The organism is Dyella sp. OK584, assembly GCF_057787755.1.
Map to the genome: position 1 here is coordinate 2,095,446 of NZ_CM173542.1, position 17,536 is coordinate 2,112,981.

At 64.0% G+C, this 17,536-nt stretch carries 18 protein-coding genes; 6 read left to right on the top strand and 12 right to left on the bottom strand.

Going from position 1 to position 17,536, the window contains the following annotated elements:
• Window positions 1–114: 114 nt before the first annotated feature.
• The 3 genes from AC3CBN_RS09275 to AC3CBN_RS09285 are packed head-to-tail and all read right to left on the bottom strand — an operon-like array spanning window position 115 to window position 3,203.
• Window positions 115–852 (bottom strand): TVP38/TMEM64 family protein, encoded by a 738-nt coding sequence (locus tag AC3CBN_RS09275; protein WP_488636514.1) that lies wholly within the window; start codon window positions 850–852, stop codon window positions 115–117.
• On the bottom strand, window positions 849–1,406 hold the full coding sequence (locus tag AC3CBN_RS09280; RefSeq protein WP_488636515.1) for a nucleoside deaminase: 558 nt from the start codon (window positions 1,404–1,406) through the stop codon (window positions 849–851). Before AC3CBN_RS09280 ends, AC3CBN_RS09275 begins: the two co-directional genes overlap by 4 nt.
• 24 nt (window positions 1,407–1,430) lie before the next feature.
• Window positions 1,431–3,203 carry a glutamine--tRNA ligase/YqeY domain fusion protein gene (locus AC3CBN_RS09285; RefSeq protein WP_488636516.1) on the bottom strand — a complete coding sequence of 591 codons (1,773 nt, stop codon included), beginning with the start codon at window positions 3,201–3,203 and terminating at the stop codon, window positions 1,431–1,433.
• A 313-nt stretch (window positions 3,204–3,516) separates the two neighbouring features.
• On the opposite strand from AC3CBN_RS09285, the gene AC3CBN_RS09290 reads away from it, so the two are divergent.
• Window positions 3,517–4,791 (top strand): threonine/serine exporter family protein, encoded by a 1,275-nt coding sequence (locus tag AC3CBN_RS09290; RefSeq protein ID WP_488636696.1) that lies wholly within the window; start codon window positions 3,517–3,519, stop codon window positions 4,789–4,791.
• A gap of 69 nt (window positions 4,792–4,860) precedes the next feature.
• On the opposite strand, the gene AC3CBN_RS09295 is transcribed toward AC3CBN_RS09290, so the two are convergent.
• The 3 genes from AC3CBN_RS09295 to AC3CBN_RS09305 form a co-directional block, all read right to left on the bottom strand.
• Window positions 4,861–5,187: an H-NS histone family protein gene (locus tag AC3CBN_RS09295; protein WP_488636517.1), complete on the bottom strand. Its 327-nt coding sequence runs from the start codon at window positions 5,185–5,187 to the stop codon at window positions 4,861–4,863.
• A gap of 284 nt (window positions 5,188–5,471) precedes the next feature.
• Window positions 5,472–7,169, bottom strand: coding sequence for a proline--tRNA ligase (locus AC3CBN_RS09300; RefSeq protein ID WP_488636518.1), 1,698 nt, complete (start codon window positions 7,167–7,169; stop codon window positions 5,472–5,474).
• A 100-nt stretch (window positions 7,170–7,269) separates the two neighbouring features.
• Window positions 7,270–7,695 carry a DUF4124 domain-containing protein gene (locus AC3CBN_RS09305; protein ID WP_488636519.1) on the bottom strand — a complete coding sequence of 142 codons (426 nt, stop codon included), beginning with the start codon at window positions 7,693–7,695 and terminating at the stop codon, window positions 7,270–7,272.
• Window positions 7,696–7,804: 109 nt separating this feature from the next.
• Between AC3CBN_RS09305 and AC3CBN_RS09310 the strand changes: the two genes are divergently transcribed.
• From AC3CBN_RS09310 to rimI, 3 genes are read left to right on the top strand one after another with little or no spacing between them, the layout of a single operon-like run.
• Window positions 7,805–8,578, top strand: coding sequence for a CDP-alcohol phosphatidyltransferase family protein (locus AC3CBN_RS09310; RefSeq protein ID WP_488636520.1), 774 nt, complete (start codon window positions 7,805–7,807; stop codon window positions 8,576–8,578).
• Between the two features lie 2 nt (window positions 8,579–8,580).
• A complete protein-coding gene (locus AC3CBN_RS09315) occupies window positions 8,581–9,060 on the top strand; it encodes a hypothetical protein (protein WP_488636521.1) in 480 nt (159 codons plus the stop codon).
• 6 nt (window positions 9,061–9,066) lie between these two features.
• On the top strand, window positions 9,067–9,537 hold the full coding sequence (gene rimI, locus AC3CBN_RS09320; RefSeq protein WP_488636522.1) for a ribosomal protein S18-alanine N-acetyltransferase: 471 nt from the start codon (window positions 9,067–9,069) through the stop codon (window positions 9,535–9,537).
• Window positions 9,538–9,719: 182 nt separating this feature from the next.
• Here the strand turns inward: rimI and AC3CBN_RS09325 are convergent, their stop codons facing one another.
• The 6 genes from AC3CBN_RS09325 to AC3CBN_RS09350 form a co-directional block, all read right to left on the bottom strand.
• Entirely contained in the window at window positions 9,720–12,548 is a 2,829-nt protein-coding gene (locus AC3CBN_RS09325; protein WP_488636523.1) for a valine--tRNA ligase, read from the bottom strand.
• Window positions 12,549–12,659: 111 nt separating this feature from the next.
• Window positions 12,660–13,013, bottom strand: a complete 354-nt coding sequence (locus tag AC3CBN_RS09330; protein ID WP_488636524.1) for a DUF3147 family protein — start codon at window positions 13,011–13,013, stop codon at window positions 12,660–12,662.
• Between the two features lie 10 nt (window positions 13,014–13,023).
• Window positions 13,024–14,094: a uroporphyrinogen decarboxylase gene (hemE, locus tag AC3CBN_RS09335; protein WP_488636525.1), complete on the bottom strand. Its 1,071-nt coding sequence runs from the start codon at window positions 14,092–14,094 to the stop codon at window positions 13,024–13,026.
• 4 nt (window positions 14,095–14,098) lie between these two features.
• Window positions 14,099–14,359 carry a WGR domain-containing protein gene (locus AC3CBN_RS09340; protein ID WP_488636526.1) on the bottom strand — a complete coding sequence of 87 codons (261 nt, stop codon included), beginning with the start codon at window positions 14,357–14,359 and terminating at the stop codon, window positions 14,099–14,101.
• Between the two features lie 152 nt (window positions 14,360–14,511).
• Window positions 14,512–15,603 carry a 3-dehydroquinate synthase gene (gene aroB / locus AC3CBN_RS09345; protein WP_488636527.1) on the bottom strand — a complete coding sequence of 364 codons (1,092 nt, stop codon included), beginning with the start codon at window positions 15,601–15,603 and terminating at the stop codon, window positions 14,512–14,514.
• Window positions 15,604–15,611: 8 nt separating this feature from the next.
• A complete protein-coding gene (locus tag AC3CBN_RS09350) occupies window positions 15,612–16,151 on the bottom strand; it encodes a shikimate kinase (RefSeq protein ID WP_488636528.1) in 540 nt (179 codons plus the stop codon).
• A gap of 58 nt (window positions 16,152–16,209) precedes the next feature.
• Between AC3CBN_RS09350 and AC3CBN_RS09355 the strand changes: the two genes are divergently transcribed.
• Together AC3CBN_RS09355 and AC3CBN_RS09360 are read left to right on the top strand one after the other, a co-directional pair.
• Complete coding sequence (locus tag AC3CBN_RS09355; protein ID WP_488636697.1) at window positions 16,210–17,049, top strand: NAD-dependent epimerase/dehydratase family protein; 840 nt, start codon at window positions 16,210–16,212, stop codon at window positions 17,047–17,049.
• A 138-nt stretch (window positions 17,050–17,187) separates the two neighbouring features.
• A complete protein-coding gene (locus tag AC3CBN_RS09360; RefSeq protein ID WP_488636529.1) occupies window positions 17,188–17,532 on the top strand; it encodes a YbjQ family protein in 345 nt (114 codons plus the stop codon).
• Window positions 17,533–17,536: the final 4 nt, after the last annotated feature.

Here is a 17,536-nt window from a genome sequence, read left to right on the forward strand (position 1 = left end):
CCCTGCACCCATTGGCCGTCATCCACCCTATCCGGCGTTCCATGCGCCAAGCTGCGTCAGACTAGCGCGATTCGCGTAGCAGGGCAGCTAGCTCATTGGCCGAGGGGTGATCCCTCAACGGTCGTGAGGCTGCGCCGAAACGGGAAGCTCGGCCTGACGACGGCGGCGACTGAGGCGTTCCACCAGCAGGGGCAGCAGGGCTAGCAGGCCAATGGCGCTCAGTGGCACCCATATGCCCCGTTGCATGAGCAGGCCCAGGCCGAAATGTCCCTGGCTTTGAGCGAGCGCTTCGCTCAGGCCGGCACCGATCGATGTCTCGAAAATCAGAGAGACGGTGCCGCCGAGCCAGCTGGCACCCATGAACAGCCACAGTGGGCAGCGTAGCCAAGCCAGCGCGACCGTGACCAGTCCAAAGGGCGCCACCGGCACGAAGCGCAGGAACATGGTGTAAGCCACCGGATGCAGTTCGAAACCATGGTGCAGCCTGTCCACGATGGCCGGCGGGTGCTTGCTGCCCGCGCCGAACGCGTAGCGGCTCGCCAGGAAAAGAATGAGCGTACCCAGGGTGAGCCCGATGGAGCTGTAGATGCTGCCTTCCAGCGCACCAAAGGCGAACCCGCCAGCCATGATGATGATGACCGTGCCCGGAATGCCGGTAGACATGGCCAGCGTGAGCAGGCCGATGTAGGCGATGCGGCTGAGCCAGGGGGTTTCTGCGATATCCGCGCGCAGCTGCGTCTGGTGCATGACCAGCTGCTCGGGATGCAGGCGATCAAGCAGGCCGGAGCTGAACAGTGCGATGCCGGCGATTACCAGCAAGATCAGCGGCAAGGCAGCGCGCAGGCGGCTCAATAGTGCTGTCCGCTCTGGCCATATACCGACAACACGCTGCGTGCCTGGTCGCGCAGAATGTCACGTCGCACGCTGATGCCACGGCGTTCAAGTTCACCCACCCAGTCGGCAGGCAAGGGGCCTTCGTCGAACTCGGTGAGCTCTTCCACGTCTTCGGCTCGCGCGCCAATCAGTAATTCATCGACGCCTGCCCACACCGTGGCGCCATAGCACTGGCAGCACGGCTGAGCGCTGGTAGCCAGCGTGTAGCGACCGCCGTCTTCGTTGATACGAAAGGCCGCGAGACGTTGTTGTGCGCTCATATAGGCCATCATCTCAGCGTGCGCCACGGAGCAGGTCTGCGGCACCACACGGTTCACGCCCACCGAGACCACACGCCCATCGGCGTTGAACACGGCAGCGCCGAACGGACCGCCCTGACCATGCTCGATGTTGTGGCGCGAAAGCTCGATGGCCAAACCCACGCGCTCCTCGTCGGTAACGTAACGCTTACCAGTGTCGACCACGTCGCCGATCCACGGCGGCAGGGTCAGGTGAATTTGCAGACGCAGCATGCAACTCTCCCTGTGATGCCGGCGTCAGCCAGCCTGCTTCGCCCAGGTATCACGCAGCGTGACGGTGCGGTTGAACACCGGCGCTTCTGGTTTGTGGTCGATGCGATCAGCGACGAAGTAGCCCAGGCGCTCGAACTGGAACCGCTGCTCGGGTGCAGCACTGGCAGCGGCAGGCTCCAGCCACGCATGCACCACGCGCTTGGCATCCGGATTGATGTGTTCGATCCAGCTCTTGCCGTCGCTCTCGTCATCGGGTGCGGGCACGTTGAACAGTCGATCGTACACACGCACTTCAGTCGATACGCCGTGCTTGGCGCTCACCCAATGGATCGTGCCCTTCACCTTGCGATCGGCGCCCGGCATGCCCTGGCGCGATTCGAGGTCGAGCGTGCAGCGCAGTTCGATGACGTTGCCGTCCGCATCCTTCACCAGCTCGTCGCACTTGATGATGCCCACGCCGCGCAAACGCACTTCGCCTTCGGGCTTGAGACGATGGAAACCCTTCGGCGGTACTTCGGCGAAGTCCTCGCGCTCGATCCACAGTTCACGCGAGAGCGGCACTTCGCGCGTACCGAAGCTTTCGTCCTTGGGGTGGTTGGAGAACGTCAGCTTCTCTTCGTGATCTGCCGGCAGGTTGGTGATCACCAGCTTGAGCGGATCAAGCACGGCCATCCGGCGCGGCGAGGTGGCATCAAGATCTTCGCGGATGCAGTTCTCGAGAATCGAATAGTCGATGACGCTGTTCTGCTTGCTTACGCCCAGGCGCTCGATCAGCAGGCGCAGTCCCGCCGGTGTGAAGCCGCGACGACGCAGGCCGCGCAGCGTGTTCATGCGCGGATCGTCCCAGCCATCCACCAGATTCTCGTTCACCAGCTGTGCGAGCTTGCGCTTGCTGGTGATGGAGTAGGACAGGTTCAATCGCGAGAATTCGATCTGTCGCGGCTTGGCCGGCTCGGTGCGGAAGCCGCCTTCGCGCAGGTGCTGCCACAGCTCCGGATGATTGACCAGGTCCACCTTGTCGACGAACCAGTCGTAAAGCGGGCGATGGTCCTCGAACTCCAGCGTACACAGCGAATGCGTGATGCCTTCGAGTGCGTCGGAGAGGCAGTGCGCGTAGTCGTACATCGGATAGATCGGCCACGCGTCGCCGGTGTTTTGATGCGCGATCTTGCGGATGCGATAGATCGCCGGGTCGCGCATGTTCATGTTGCCCGACGTCATGTCGATCTTCGCGCGCAACGTCTTGGCGCCATCTGCGAATTCGCCTTCGCGCATGCGGCGGAACAGGTCGAGGTTCTCTTCAACGCTGCGATCGCGGAACGGGGAATGGCGGCCAGGCTCGGTGAGCGTGCCGCGATAGGCGCGCATGTCTTCCGGGTTGAGGTCGTCCACGTAGGCCACGCCGTCCTTGATCAACTTGATCGCCGAGTCGTAGAACACTTCGAAATAGTCCGAAGCGTGGCGCAGGTCGTGCCACTCGTAGCCCAGCCAGCGCACGTCGTCCTTGATGCCCTCGACGAACTCGGGGTCTTCCTTGCCCGGGTTGGTGTCGTCCAGGCGCAGATTGCACCAGCCGGTGAACTCGCGGGCGATGCCAAAGTTCAGGCAGATCGCCTTGGCATGGCCAATGTGCAGGTAGCCGTTGGGCTCGGGCGGAAAGCGGGTGCGGATGGCGTGATGCTTACCCGTGGCCAGGTCCTCGCGGATGATCTGGCGAATGAAGTCCCGTTGTTGCCCCTCGGCCTGCGGGGTAGCGGGCGAGGCGATGGATTCAACGGCGGCTTTTTCGGTGGACATCGGGACTCGAAGCTCGTGCGCGGTGACGGAACTCGTGAGTTTACCTTGTCCTAGGTGGGGGTGCTTTTTCCGGTTTCAGCCCGCGGTTATCGCGTGTCATGCCGCCGACGGGCCGTGGGCGCAGCGACCGGGCGGGGCATACTCGTGCCTGTGGGGTACCGATGTGATGGCGACTGCGCTCATGCTGCATTGCGCGACGGCCACCGCTGACAATGGCCATCCAAATCAGTTCTACTACGGGCATGCCCACGGCCTCCTTCATTTTCTTCCTGGCGACGCCACGTATGGCGGCCCTGCTGTGGCCACGCGCACGATGAGCCAGCCAGTCGTTGTTACTCCGCTGGCCACGACGCCACTCAATACCCGCATCGCGTTTCTGCTGGAGCTGGCGCGCCGCCTGCACCAGTACGGCACGGCGGCGCCGCGCCTGGAGGGGGCGATCGCCGGGGCGGCCCAGCGGTTGGGACTGGTGGCGGATGTCTGGTCCAGCCCCACGGCGATCATCATTTCGTTCACCGACCTGGCCCAGAGCGAGAATGACGTAGCGCAAGTAACCCAGGTGATGCGCCTGGCGCCGGGTGACGTGAACCTCGCGCGATTGAGCGAAGCCGACGCTATTGCGGACAAGGTGATTGCCGGCGATATCGAGCTGCGCGAGGGTTTCCGTCTGTTGCGCGACCTGGGGCGTCCCGATAGCCGTCGCGCGCAGGCGGGTGTGATCGGCAGCTACGGCCTGGCGGCCGCAAGCGTGGTGGCGCTGCTGTTGCACAGTTCGTGGGCGGACCTGATCACGGCGGCACTGATCGGACTCATCATTGGCGTGATCACCGTGCTGTCGGCCACACGTCCCCGACTGGCGGTCGCCAGCGAAGCGATCAGCGCGCTGGTTGCCACCTCCATTGCCATCGTGGTCAGTCAGTTCGTGGTGCCGCTGGCCATCAAGTCAGTGATCCTGGCTGGCTTGATCGTGCTGATGCCTGGCATGGCGCTCACCACCGCGGTGCGCGAGATCTCCAGCCAGCATCTGGTGGCGGGCGTGGCGCGCATGGGCGGAGCCATCGCCACGCTGATCAAACTGACCTTCGGCACGGTCGCGGCCACGCAGCTGTGCAACGCGCTTGGCATTGAGGGGCGTGATTATGCGTTGCCGCCGCTGCCCACCTGGACCGATTATCCGGCGTTGCTCGTGGGTGCGTTTGCGTTTGCCATTTCTTTTCGCGCCGCGCGCCGTGACTGGCTGGTAGTGATGGCGGCGGTGGTATTGGGCTATCTGGCTACGCGTTGGGGTGGTGCCCTGGCAGGCAAGCTTCCTGCGGCACCCTTTGGCGTCTTTCTGGGTGGCCTGACCCTGAGCAGCCTGGCCAATCTCTATGCGCGTTTCGTGCATCGGCCGGGGGCGATCATTCGCGAGCCAGGCATTATCCTGCTGGTGCCGGGAAGCGTGGGGTTCCGCAGCGTTTCTTATCTGCTGGAACGCGACACCACGTTGGGTATGGATACCACCATGCTTCTGATTACTTTGCTGATAGCACTGGTGGCGGGATTGTTGTTTGGCGACCTGCTGATTGCCCCACGCCGTTCGCTCTGAATCGAATGGGGAAAAACAAAACGCCGGCATGAAGCCGGCGTTTTCAGCGAAGGAAGCCTGGAACGGCGATCAGATCGCCAGATCCTTTTCCTTCTTGCCCGCCTTCAACGCATCATTGAACCAGCGCGGGCGCTTGCCGCGGCCGGACCAGGTCTGCGCGGAATCGGCCGGGTTGCGGTACTTCGGCGCCACGGTACCGCCGCTGCGGCGGGTCTTCACGCCACGGGCGTGACCAAAGATATCCTCGAATGCATAGCCCTCGGCCTTGATCAGCGCGTGGATTTTCTCGCGCAGCTTGACCACCTTTTCCTTGCGCAATTCATTCTGGCGCTCCTGGGCCTTGGTGATCAGCTCGTTGAGCTGGTTGTGATTGAGGCTCTTGATATCAACTGCCATACGTAACTCCCGGGGGTGAGTAATCGGTTGCTTGAATGGGCTGCATCGTAGGGCAGGGCATCCGTAAGTGTTTTTTGATTCTCCCTGATATATCCGCGCAAAGCAAAGCGCAATGGATAATGGGTCGAATAAGGCGCGATATTAGCGTCGCAGTGTTATTTCGAAACGTAATGCACGCGCAAGGCTCATTGCCATAAGCCTATGGCGTATATCCGCCGAAACGCAGATCCGTAAATGAAAACGGCCGCGTATGCGGCCGTTTCATGGGACATATTCCAGCCATGTCAGGCCAGCAGGGCGAACAATTCGTCCTGGGTAATGGCACGGGCCTCCGCCTGGTCGCGGGCACGATATTCCAGAGTGCCCGCGGCGAGACCGCGCTCGCTGATCACCACGCGGTGTGGCACGCCGATCAGTTCCATGTCGGCGAACATGGCGCCCGGACGCAGGCCGCGATCATCCAGCGCGGTTTCGATGCCACGTCCATTCAGTGCCGTGTACAGCGCATCCGCGGCCTGGGCGATTTCCGGCGAGTTCTTGGGGTTGATCACGCACACGGCCACGCGCCAGGGCGCCATCGGCTCGGGCCAGATAATGCCGGCGTCGTCGTGGCGCTGCTCGATGGCGGCAGCCACGATGCGGCTGACGCCGATGCCATAGCAACCCATCAGCATCACCTGGGCTTTGCCGCTCTCGTCGACCACGGTGGCCTTGAGCGCTTCGGCGTACTTCTTGCCGAGCTGGAACACGTGGCCCACCTCGATGCCGCGGGCGATCTGCAGCGTGCCCTTGCCGTCCGGCGAAGGGTCGCCGACGACCACCTTGCGGATGTCCTCCACGCGGGTGACGCGAGCGTCGCGGTCCCAGTTGGCGCCGGTGTAATGGGTGCCGTTCTGATTGCCGCCGCAGACGAAATCGGCGAGTACGGCTGCGTTCCGGTCGACGATGACCGGAATTTCCGCAGGCAGGCCCACCGGTCCGAGGAAGCCAGGTTGGGTGCCGGTGAGCGCAAGAATTTCTTCCTCGGTAGCCAGTACCGACTCACCCGGCATCTCGGCCAGCTTGCCGGCCTTCACTTCGTTGACCTCGTGGTCGCCACGCACGCACAGCGCCACCAGACCCTTGGTGCCACGCACCAGGATGGTCTTTACGCACTGCTGCGGGGACACCTTGAGGAAGGCGGCTACATCGTCGATGGTTTTCTGGCTGGGCGTGTCGACACGCTGCAGCCCGGCAGCGGGAGCAGGGCGCTCGGTGGTGGGCGCCAGTGCCTCGGCTTTCTCGATATTGGCGGCGTACTCGGAGCCATCGGAGAACACGAGGGCGTCTTCGCCCGAGTCGGCGAGCACCTGGAATTCGTGGCTGGCGTTGCCGCCGATGGCGCCGGTGTCGGCCTGCACAGCGCGGAACTTCAGGCCCAGGCGGCTGAAGATGCGCGAATAGGCCTGATACATCGCGTCATAGGTTTCGCCCAGCGATTCCTGGGTGAGATGGAAGGAGTAGGCATCCTTCATCAGGAATTCGCGCGCGCGCATCACGCCGAAACGCGGGCGGATCTCGTCGCGGAACTTGGTCTGGATCTGGTAGAAGTTGACCGGCAGCTGCTTGTAGCTCTTGAGCTCATTGCGCGCGAAGTCGGTGACCACTTCCTCGGCGGTGGGCGCGTAACAGAACGCCTGCTCCTTGCGATCCTTGATCTTCAGCAGCTGAGGGCCGAACTTCGCCCAGCGGCCGCTTTCCTCCCACAGCTCCTTGGGCTGGATGGTCGGCATCAGCATTTCGACGGCACCGGCGCGGTCCATTTCCTCTCGCACGACGGTTTCCACCTTGCGCAGCACGCGCAAGCCCAGCGGCGACCAGGTGTACAGGCCGGCAGCGAGCTTGCGGATCATGCCGGCGCGCAGCATCAGCTGATGGCTGGCGATTTCGGCGTCGGCGGGGACTTCCTTGACAGTGGCCAGGTGGAATTGGCTGAGGCGCATGCGAGCGGATCCGGCGGAGAAAGAGGCCGATTATAGCGATGCGCGACGCCAACTCGGCCGGCCGGGCGTGATTTGCCCGGCCCGGCGAAGTGGGCCAGGGTCAGCCGCCCGAGCAGTACTGCTGGTATTGGGCCTCGGCGGTGGCCTGCTGCTGCTTGCGCTGATCGCCGTTCATCACTTTCTGCTGGCCGCCTTCGTCCATCACCACGGGGCCGCTGGTTTTGAGCATTTCCAGGTTGGACTTGAGCGAGGCGCAGAGTTTGGTGCGGTTTTCCGGCGTATCGGCCATGGCCTGGGCGCTGGGTCTGCTGTGGGGCTCCGGATTGCTTTCGGTATTCACCGCAGGCGCCGGCGTCGTCAGAGGTTCCACTGTGCCGCTGGTGGTGACCTTATTGAACTTGGTGCCCTGCGGCGGCGGTGCATCGGAGTAGTGCACCGTGCCATTGGCATCGGTCCATTTGTAGGCCTGGGCGGCAACCAGGGGCGCAGCAAGCAGCAGCGCAGTGGCAATCAGCAAGCGGCGCATCGGTGTTCTCCAAGGCTTGAGACAGGGTGCGCAGCATCGTTACACCCCCTCCGCCCGGACTCAAGCGGAGGATGGTTTACACTGCGCGCATTCCGTCACGGATTGATTCATGAGCGACAGTACACCCGTCCGCCCCCCGCGCCACCGGGGCATTTACCTGCTGCCGAACCTGTTCACTACCGGCGCGATGTTTGCCGGTTTTTACGCGATCGTGGCGAGTATTGGCGGGGACTACAGTTCGGCCGCCATTGCCGTGTTCGTGGCCGCGCTGCTGGACGGGCTGGACGGCCGCGTCGCAAGGCTCACCGGCACCCAGACCGAATTCGGTGTGCAATACGACTCACTGTCCGACCTGATCAGCTTCGGCCTGGCGCCCGCGCTGGTGATGTACACCTGGTCCCTGTCCACCCTGAAGGAGTTTGGCTCTACCTGGGGCAAGATCGGCTGGGCCGCAGCCTTTATCTATGCCGCTTGCGCCGCATTGCGCCTGGCGCGCTTCAACACCCAGGTCGGCGTGATCGACAAGCGCTATTTCCAGGGCCTGGCTAGCCCGGCGGCGGCTGCAGTGTGCATGTCCTTCGTGTGGAGCATGGACAAGTTCGGCATCCTCGGTGCGGAAGTCTGCTTCATCACGCCAGTGATTGCGGTGGTGGTGGGCTTGCTGATGGTCAGCCGCTTCCGCTACTACAGCTTCAAGTCGCTGCCGATGGGCGATGGCCGCGTACCGTTCCTGTGGATCATCGTCGCCGTGCTGGTGCTGGTACCGTTCTTCATCGATCCGCCGCGTGTGCTGTTCGTGGTGTTCACGCTGTACTTGTTGTCCGGTCCGGTGATGACCCTATGGGGTCGTGCCACGCACCGCCGTCGTCGCGGAGTGGTCTGATCATGGCGGCGGTCGCGCAAGCCTCGCCAGCGCACCGCGAGCGCGTGCTGCGCGCCCTTGGTGTCACGCCGTGGATTCGCCGTACGGCGGCATCGGCTGTGACGGCAGAGTCCGCAGTGGAGATGCCTGCGGTGGTGATGTCAGGGGATTGCGTCGTGTTGTTGCCTGCCGGTTGCTCACCGCGAGAGCTGGATCTGGTCGGTCGCGCCCTGATGGCCTTTGGCCCGGCGGTGGCTAGGGCGCCACGCATCGAAGTAAGCAATGGCCAGTTGACGGGCGCGCCCGAGGCGAGGGCTTACCTGGTGTTCGGCGAGGCGCAGGCGCATGCGTTGGGTCGTGAGCTGCCGGCTGCCGTGCTGAGCCGAGCGCATATCGTGCTGGCGGATGAGCCGTCCAGCGTGCTGACCTCCGCGGCCGGCAAGCGCCGACTGTGGAATGCGCTGCGCAGCCTGCGGCGTGCCTTGTCCCGCGCGATGGAGTGATCACTCATGGTCGCCGTGGCTCGTCCCCATGCCGAGATCCGCGCCATGCGGCGCGAGGATGTACCGACGGTTGCCGACATGGAAGCGGCTTCCTACGAATTTCCGTGGACGCCCGGCATCTTCTCCGATTGCCTGAAGGCAGGTCACCCGTGCTGGGTGATGTGGGTGGATGGCGTCATCGCCGGCTATGGTGTGCTGTCCGTGGCCGCAGGCGAGGCGCATGTGCTCAATGTCTGCGTGGGGCCGGATCATCGCGGTCTTGGGCTGGGCCGGTTTCTGCTGAGACGTCTGTTGGATATTGCCCGCTGGAACGGTGCTACCCGCGTATTCCTGGAAGTGCGGCCGTCCAATCCGGTGGCGCAGAGCCTTTACAGCGCGATGGGTTTTGATGAGATCGGTCGCCGGCCCAAGTACTACCCGGCAAAGCAGGGGCGCGAGGACGCCATTGTGATGGCGTTGGATTTGTTGCCGTCGTAGCGCTGCCTAGCTCCTTCTCCCCTCTGGGGAGAAGGTTGGGATGAGGGGTGGGTGCTCGCGGTAACGTTTCAGCAGAGCCTGCTTCGAACATCACTTATCGCAAGGTTGGCCCCTCACCCCGGCCCTCTCTCCCACGGGGACTACCTTCGGGTCGCCCACAGGGGAGAGGGAGAAGTGGGGGATTACCCCAACTTCTGCGACTGCTCGCGCAACGCGTTGAGCTGAATGCCCCAATCGGTGATGCGTTGACGTTCCTGCGCAACGACTTCCGCCGGCGCATTCGCCACGAAGTTGGCGTTGCCCAGCTTGCCTTCGCACTTTTTGATCTCGCCTTCGATGCGGGCGATTTCCTTCCCCAGGCGCGTCTTTTCTGCGCCCAGATCGATCAGCCCGGCCAATGGGATCAACACGCGCATCGAGCCGACGACCGCGGCAGCAGCGGCGGCTTCATCGGCGCCTGCTTCGATCCAATGCGGCACATCGACACGAGCCAGGAAGCTGATCTGCGCAGCGAACTTGGTGGCGCGTGCCCGATCGCTCGCGTCGCCATCGGCGAGCAGCAGCGGAATGGTCTTGCCCGGTGCGATGTTCATTTCGGCGCGGATACGACGGATGCCGCTCAGCACGTTCTTGAACCACTCCACTTCGGCGGTGGCGGCCTCATCAGACACGATCTCTCCGGCCTTCGGCCACGGACGTTCCAGCAAGTACTTCTCGGTGAGGCCCAGCTTCGGTGACACCGACTGCCAGATTTCCTCGCTGATGAACGGCACGATCGGGTGGAGCGCGCGCAGTACGGTCTCGAGCACCACCACCAGCGTGTGACGCGTGGAAGCGGCGGCGTTTGCGTCGTCGCCATTGAGTGCTGGCTTGGACAGTTCCAGGAACCAGTCGCAGAACTCGTTCCAGGTGAATTCGTACAGCTCCTGTGCGAGCAGGTCGAAGCGGTAGCTGACGAAGTGCTGTTCCACATCGACGAGCGTCTGCTTCAGGCGCGTGAGGATCCAGCGCTCGGCTTCCGTCACCGGCTCGGCAGTTGGCGCCGGCAGCTCGCCTTCGGGCAGGTTCATCAACACGAAGCGCGCCGCATTCCACAGCTTGTTGCAGAACGCCTTGTAGCCTTCGGCGCGCTTGATATCGAAATTGATAGTGCGGCTGTAGCTGGCCAGCGCGGCGAAGGTGAAACGCAGCGCGTCGGTGCCGATGGCGGGGATGCCAGTCGGATAATCCTTGCGGATGCGCTTCTCCACCTTTTCGCGCACCTGCGGAATCAGCAGCGACTTGGTGGACTTTTCCACCAGCGGCTCCAGCTCGATGCCATCGATGAGATCGAGCGGATCGAGCGTGTTGCCCTTGGACTTGGACATCTTCTGGCCTTCCGCATCACGCACGATGGCGTTGATGTAGACCTCGCGAAACGGCACCTTGCCGGTGAAGTACTTGGTCGCCATCACCATGCGGGCGACCCAGAAGAAGATGATGTCGAAGCCCGTGACCAGCACGGCGCTGGGCAGGAAGATCTGGTCGTGCTGCCAATCGGCGACGACTTCGCCGCGCTCGTTCTTCACCGGGCCGTTGGCGGGCCAGCCGAGCGTGGAGAACGGCCACAGCGCCGAGCTGAACCAGGTGTCGAGCACATCGTCGTCCTGGCGCAGCGCGCCGACTGGCGTAACGGTGGCGTGCGCACGCGCGTCGGCCTCGTCCTCGCCCACGAAGATGTTGCCGGCCTCGTCGTACCACGCCGGGATGCGATGGCCCCACCACAGCTGGCGGCTGATGCACCAGTCCTGGATGTTGTCCAGCCACTGCGTGTACGTCGTGCTCCAGTTCTCCGGCACGAACTTGATCTCGCCACCGCGCACCGCTTCCAGCGCCGGCTCGGTGATGGCCTTGCGGCCGCCTGGACGTCCATCCGTCTGTACGTCGCTGGTGAGGTCGAGGAACCACTGGTCGGTGAGCATCGGCTCGATGACCGCGTCGGAACGCTGACTCACCGGCACCTGCAGCTTGTGCGGCTTGGTTTCGACCAGCAGGCCTTCTGCTTCCAGGTCGGCCAGCACGGCCTTGCGTGCCTCGAAGCGATCCATGCCTTGATATTTCGCCGGGGCGTTCTCGTTGACCTTGGCGTCGAGCGTGAAGATGTTGATCGGTGCCAGATTGTGACGCTGGCCGATGGCGTAGTCGTTGAAGTCGTGCGCCGGGGTGATCTTCACGAAGCCGGTGCCGAACTCGCGGTCGACGTAATCATCGCCGATCACCGGAATCTCGCGACCGGTCAGCGGCAGCTTCAGCGTCTTGCCGATCAGGTGCACATAACGCTCGTCTTCCGGATGCACGGCGACGGCGACATCACCCAGCATGGTTTCCGGACGCGTAGTGGCGACGACGACGCTCGCGCTGCCGTCCATCGTGGGATAGCGGATCGACCACATGTGGCCGTCGCGCTCGACGTTGTTCACTTCAAGATCGGATACCGCAGTGCCCAGCAGCGGATCCCAGTTCACCAGGCGGTTGCCGCGATAGATCAGGCCGGCGCGGAACCACTCCACGAACACCTTGCGCACGGCGGCGGAGAGGCCCTCGTCCATGGTGAAGCGCTCGCGCGACCAGTCGGCGGCGGCGCCGATGCGGCGCATCTGATTGGTGATGGTGGAACCGGATTCTTCCTTCCAGCGCCACACGCGCTCGACGAATGCCTCGCGACCCAGGTCATGGCGCGACTGGTTGTCGACGGCCAGCTGGTTCTCCACGATCTTCTGCGTAGCGATGCCGGCGTGATCGGTGCCCACCTGCCACAGCGTGTTCATACCGCGCATGCGCTGGTAGCGGATCAGCATGTCCATCACGGTCTGCTGGAAGGCATGACCCATGTGCAGGGTGCCGGTGACGTTCGGCGGCGGCAGAAGGATGCAGTACGGCTCGCCATGACCGGAGGGTTTGAAGTCGCCGCTGGCCTCCCAACGGGCATACCACTTCGACTCGATCTGGCTGGGCTCGAAACTCTTGTCCATCGGGGGCTCGCGATTGCGCGCCGTCGCCGGCACGTGGGGAAAGAAGCAAAGGGGCCAATTGTACGGGGAGGGGCACTAGGCTGCCAAAAACCGTACCGGAGCGGAGGCCGCTCAGGGCAGTAATTCGATGCCGAAGCGGCGTACCAGCAGGGCAAACAGACCGAAGCAGACCACGGTGATCACCAGGCAGGCCAGCAGGGTGGGCCAGAAACCAAGGCGTGGTAGCAGCACCGGAAAGGCCAGGAACATCGGCAGCGTGGGCACCACGTACCAGAACGTGTACCAGGCATGGTTGGCGATTTTGGCTTGCGGCTGGTGCTCTACCTGCAGCCAGATCAGTACCAGCACGGTGACCAGGGGTAGAGCGGCCACGAAGCCTCCCAGGCGGTCGCTGCGCTTGGCGAATTCGGACACCGCCACGACCACCGCGGCGGTGATCAGGTACTTGGTGACCAGCCAGGCCATAGGGTTGCCCTCAACCGCCGCGCAGCTGGCGGCCGTAAATGTGTACCTCGTCCACCAGCACCTTCACATGCTCCGGTTCGACTTCCGGCGTGATGCCGTGTCCCAGGTTGAACACGTGGCCGGGATGGTTGCCGTAGCTGTCCAGCACGCGGCGTACTTCACGGCGAATCACATCCGGGCTGGCGCGCAGCACGGCCGGGTCCAGGTTGCCTTGCAGCGCGACGCGGCCGGCCACGGCCTGGCGGGCGTCGGCCAGGTCGATGGTCCAGTCCACGCCCAGGCCGGCGCAGCCGGTATCGGCCATGGTGGCCAGGTGCTGGCCCGCACCCTTGGAGAACAGGATCACCGGCAGGTCACGGCTATGCGGGTTGGCCTTCAGGGCGTCGACCACCCGGGTCATATAGCGTAGGGAGAATTCGTGGAATGCCGCGGGGCCAAGCAGGCCGCCCCAGGTGTCGAACACCATCAGCGCTTGCGCGCCAGCGGCCGCCTGGGCGATCAGGTAGGCGGTCACGGCCTTTGCCAGCGTGTCGAGCAACTGGTGGGCAAGGGCGGGCTCGTTCCAGCACATGGCCTTGAGCGTGGCGAAATCGCGCGAGCCATGGCCTTCGACCATGTAGCAGGCGAGCGTCCACGGGCTGCCGGAGAAGCCGATCAACGGCACGCGACCGTGCAACTCGCGTCGGATCAGCCGCACCGCGTCCATCACATAGCGCAGCTCGCCTTCCATGTCGGGCACGCCGAGCTTGTCGATATCGACCTTGGTGCGCACCGGATGGGCGAATTGCGGACCCTCGCCCTGGGCAAAGCTGAGCCCCAGGCCCATCGCATCGGGAATGGTGAGGATGTCGGAGAACAGGATGGCTGCATCCAGCTCGAACCGCTCCAGCGGCTGAAGCGTCACCTCGCAGGCCAGTTCCGGGTTCTGCGCCAGCGCCATGAAGCTGCCGGCGCGGGCGCGGGTGGCGCGGTATTCCGGCAGATAGCGGCCGGCTTGGCGCATGACCCATACGGGCGTGGTATCGGTGGCCTCACGACGCAGGGCGCGCAGGAAGCGGTCGTTCTTCAACACATCTGTCATGTTTTTAGGATCCGTAAGGGCCATCCAGGCCCTGGATGAACATCAGGCGGTAACCGCGCTTGATCTGCGCGTCGCGCGCCTTCTCGAAGGCGGCGATGGCATCGTCGCGCTCAAGAAACTGTTCACGCTTCAGAGTGGCCTTGCCGCCTTGCACGCCCGATTCGCGATAAAGCGTCCAGCCGCCGAGCAGATCCTGCTCCAGCGCGATCTGGACGTAGCGCGGCGCCTCGGTATTGGCGGGCATGGCTTGCAGGTAGAGACGCATGGATGCCTGGGATCGGATGAAGGGGCAAGGTGCCGCAAAGCCAGCATTCTAGAAGGGCGGGGGCGCAGTAGCGAGCGTGCGGCGGTCGCAGGCACCTTCGGTACTTCTCACCGTCATCCCAGCTTTCGCTGGGATGACGGTGAGGAGGTGGTTCAGCGCGTCGCCGCTTCCAGCACCGTCAACACGGCGTTTTCATCTACGCCACTCACAATCTCCGCCCGGCCAACACCGCGCCACAGGATCAGCCGCAGGGTGCCGGCGAGGTTCTTCTTGTCCAGCCGCATCAGTGCAAGCAGCTGTTCCGGCGCCATGCCAGCTGGGATTGCCGTGGGCAGCCCAAGCGCATCGAGCAATCGATGCAAGCGCGCGGTGTCCGCCGCTTCGCTCATGCCTATGCGCTCCGATAGCTGTGCTGCGAGCAGCATGCCAATCGCCACGCCCTCGCCATGCAGCAGCACGCTGTACTTGCCCGCTGTTTCCAGCGCATGGCCGAAGGTATGGCCGAGGTTGAGAAGGGCGCGTTCGCCTTGTTCGGTTTCATCGCGCGCCACCACGCCGGCCTTGTATTGCACCTTGCGTGCGATGGCTTCGACCAACGTCCCAGCTTCGCGCCCATTCAACGCAGCGGCGTTCTGCTCGAGCCAGCTGAAGAAGGCTGGATCGCCAATGGCGGCACCTTTCACCACCTCGGCCAGACCGGCGCGGTATTCCCGCTCGGGTAGGGTGGCGAGCGTGTTCGTATCGGCGATCACCGCGCGCGGTTGGTGGAATGCGCCCACCAGGTTTTTGCCGGCGGGCAGATTCACGCCGGTCTTGCCACCCACCGAGGAATCGACCATCGACAGCAGCGTGGTCGGCATCTGGATGAAATCGATGCCTCGCATCCAGCAGGCCGCGCTGAAGCCGGCAAGGTCACCCACCACACCGCCGCCCAGTGCTACCACGCAGGCATCGCGCGTCGCGCCGAGCTGGGCCAGTGCCTCCAGTGCGCGGCCGACGTTGGCAAAGGTCTTGTGCGCCTCGCCGTCCTCAAGCAGGAATGAGGACCAATGCAGACCGCCCAGCCCGTCCGCGACACGATCCAGATACAGCGGCGCCACCGTGGTATTGCTGATCACCAATGCATGACGACCGCGTAGCGTGGCGCGCCAGCGCGAGTGATCGGTCAGCAAGCCCGGGCCAATCCATACCGGATAGCTGCGAGCGCCCAGGGCAACGTCGATGGTGCGGAGATTGGCGTCCATGGTCGTAATCATGCGGCCTGCTGTCGCTGCCAGTGCTGGTCGATCAGGAGAATGCTGCGCGTGCTGGCAGCGTGGACATGCTCATGGGCACCGGGAATCGCCAGGTCGGCGATCTCCTCATAGAGCGGTGTGCGTGCTAGCGCCATGGTGGTGAGTCGCTCCGCGCGGTCGCCGCTAGCCAGCAATGGGCGCAGCCGGTCCTGCGTCAATCGTTCGAGCTGCAGTTCCAGCGTGGCCTGCAGCCACAGCACGAAGCCGTGTTCGGCCAGCAGGCGGCGATTGGCTGGGTCGAGCACGGCACCGGCACCCGTGGCCATCAGCACACCACGGCGGCGGCTGCATTCGTCCAGCAACTGGCTCTCGCGCTGCCGGAAACCGGCCTCGCCCTCGATCTCGAACACCGTGCTTACGGGCACACCGCACACTCGTTCGATCTCCTGGTCAAGATCGACGAAGCTCAGACCATAATGCTCGGCCAGCCGACGCCCTATGGACGTCTTGCCGGCGCCGGTCGGACCGACGATGAACAGGTTGCACGATGGATTCATGGGTGAATGCTAGCAGGCACGAAAGCGCATGGTTGAGCCGAATGACGAGGCGCGAGTCATGAATGCGCGCGTGCTGATCGCCGGTTGCGGCGACGTGGGCCTGCGCGTTGCGCGCCATTTGGTGTCGCGCGGTGACGAAGTCTGGGCACTCCGGCGCAGCGCGACACGGCCCGACGACAACGGCATCCAATGGTTGCAAGGTGACTTGACGCGGCCGAGTACGCTGCGCGAATTGCCTCAGGGCATTACGCATCTGGTCTATCTGCCGGCGCCCGATGCGCGGGACGCATCGGCTTATCGCGCCGTCTTCGTCGAAGGCCTGCGGCATGTGCTCGACGCGCTCGATCGCAACGCGCTGCAGCGCGTGGTGTTCGTTTCCTCCAGCGCCGTCTATGGCGAGCATGGTGGCGCCTGGGTGGATGAACACACGTCGCCCGATCCACCCGGCTTCAACGGTAAGGTTCTGCTGGAAGCGGAGCGCTGGCTTGCCGCGCAACCCGTGTCGTCTGTGGTGGTGCGGCTGGCTGGCCTGTATGGACCGGATCGCCTCCAGCTGATCGAGCGCCTGCGTGCCGGTGCGGTGCGTGTGCCGCGCGCGACGCCGCATTGGGCCAATCGCATCCATGTCGATGACGCGGCCGGCGCCATCGTGCATCTTCTGTCACTGCCTGACCCGCTGCCGCTCTATCTCGGCGTCGACGACACGCCGCTGTCGTTGGATGTGCTGTACGACCATCTGGCCGGGCTTATTGGCGCACCGCTCCCTGACGAAGGTCCGGCACCTGCCGGCGTGGGCAGCAAGCGGTTGAGCAATGCGCGATTGCGCGCCAGCGGCTTCACGCTGCAGTGGGCCGATGCGCGAGAGGGGTATGCGGCGCTGTTGGGCCATGCCCCCTAAGCAAGACGTGAAACGCACCGTCATTCCAGCGCACGCTGGAATCCAGTGTCTCTAGCGCTTCGACAGAGGCACTGGATACCAGCGTGCGCTGGGATGACGATAGAACGCCTACCTCTTCAATGTCCCGCGGAGACCTTCATGCCAACCAATGTACCTCTTCACATGGTCAGCACCAGCAACGAGTTGCCCGGCTATCGCATCGTGCGGTCCATGGGCATCGTGCGCGGTATCACCGTGCGCTCGCGCAGCGTCATCGGCAATCTTGGCGCCGCACTGCAGACGCTGGTGGGCGGCAACATCTCGATCTACACGGAGCTGTGCGAACACGCGCGCGAAGAGGCATTCGAACTGATGCTTCGCCACGCTGCTGAGCGCGGCGCCAATGCGGTGATCGCGATGCGCTACGACGCCAATGACGTCGCCGAAGGTGTAACCGAAGTGCTCGCCTACGGCACCGCTGTGCAGGTGGAGCCGCTGGCCTGAGTGG

Bases quoted from the DNA above. Each gene is read 5' to 3' on its own strand.
- AC3CBN_RS09325 (WP_488636523.1), bottom strand. From the start codon at position 12,548: ATGGACAAGAGTTTCGAGCCCAGCCAGATCGAGTCGAAGTGGTATGCC.
- AC3CBN_RS09360 (WP_488636529.1), top strand. From the start codon at position 17,188: ATGCCAACCAATGTACCTCTTCACATGGTCAGCACCAGCAACGAGTTG.
- AC3CBN_RS09295 (WP_488636517.1), bottom strand. From the start codon at position 5,187: ATGGCAGTTGATATCAAGAGCCTCAATCACAACCAGCTCAACGAGCTG.
- hemE (WP_488636525.1), bottom strand. From the start codon at position 14,094: ATGACAGATGTGTTGAAGAACGACCGCTTCCTGCGCGCCCTGCGTCGT.
- AC3CBN_RS09355 (WP_488636697.1), top strand. From the start codon at position 16,210: ATGAATGCGCGCGTGCTGATCGCCGGTTGCGGCGACGTGGGCCTGCGC.
- AC3CBN_RS09330 (WP_488636524.1), bottom strand. From the start codon at position 13,013: ATGGCCTGGCTGGTCACCAAGTACCTGATCACCGCCGCGGTGGTCGTG.
- rimI (WP_488636522.1), top strand. From the start codon at position 9,067: ATGGTCGCCGTGGCTCGTCCCCATGCCGAGATCCGCGCCATGCGGCGC.
- AC3CBN_RS09290 (WP_488636696.1), top strand. From the start codon at position 3,517: ATGAGCCAGCCAGTCGTTGTTACTCCGCTGGCCACGACGCCACTCAAT.
- AC3CBN_RS09315 (WP_488636521.1), top strand. From the start codon at position 8,581: ATGGCGGCGGTCGCGCAAGCCTCGCCAGCGCACCGCGAGCGCGTGCTG.
- AC3CBN_RS09280 (WP_488636515.1), bottom strand. From the start codon at position 1,406: ATGCTGCGTCTGCAAATTCACCTGACCCTGCCGCCGTGGATCGGCGAC.
- AC3CBN_RS09310 (WP_488636520.1), top strand. From the start codon at position 7,805: ATGAGCGACAGTACACCCGTCCGCCCCCCGCGCCACCGGGGCATTTAC.
- AC3CBN_RS09285 (WP_488636516.1), bottom strand. From the start codon at position 3,203: ATGTCCACCGAAAAAGCCGCCGTTGAATCCATCGCCTCGCCCGCTACC.
- AC3CBN_RS09305 (WP_488636519.1), bottom strand. From the start codon at position 7,695: ATGCGCCGCTTGCTGATTGCCACTGCGCTGCTGCTTGCTGCGCCCCTG.
- aroB (WP_488636527.1), bottom strand. From the start codon at position 15,603: ATGGACGCCAATCTCCGCACCATCGACGTTGCCCTGGGCGCTCGCAGC.
- AC3CBN_RS09340 (WP_488636526.1), bottom strand. From the start codon at position 14,359: ATGCGTCTCTACCTGCAAGCCATGCCCGCCAATACCGAGGCGCCGCGC.
- AC3CBN_RS09350 (WP_488636528.1), bottom strand. From the start codon at position 16,151: ATGAATCCATCGTGCAACCTGTTCATCGTCGGTCCGACCGGCGCCGGC.
- AC3CBN_RS09300 (WP_488636518.1), bottom strand. From the start codon at position 7,169: ATGCGCCTCAGCCAATTCCACCTGGCCACTGTCAAGGAAGTCCCCGCC.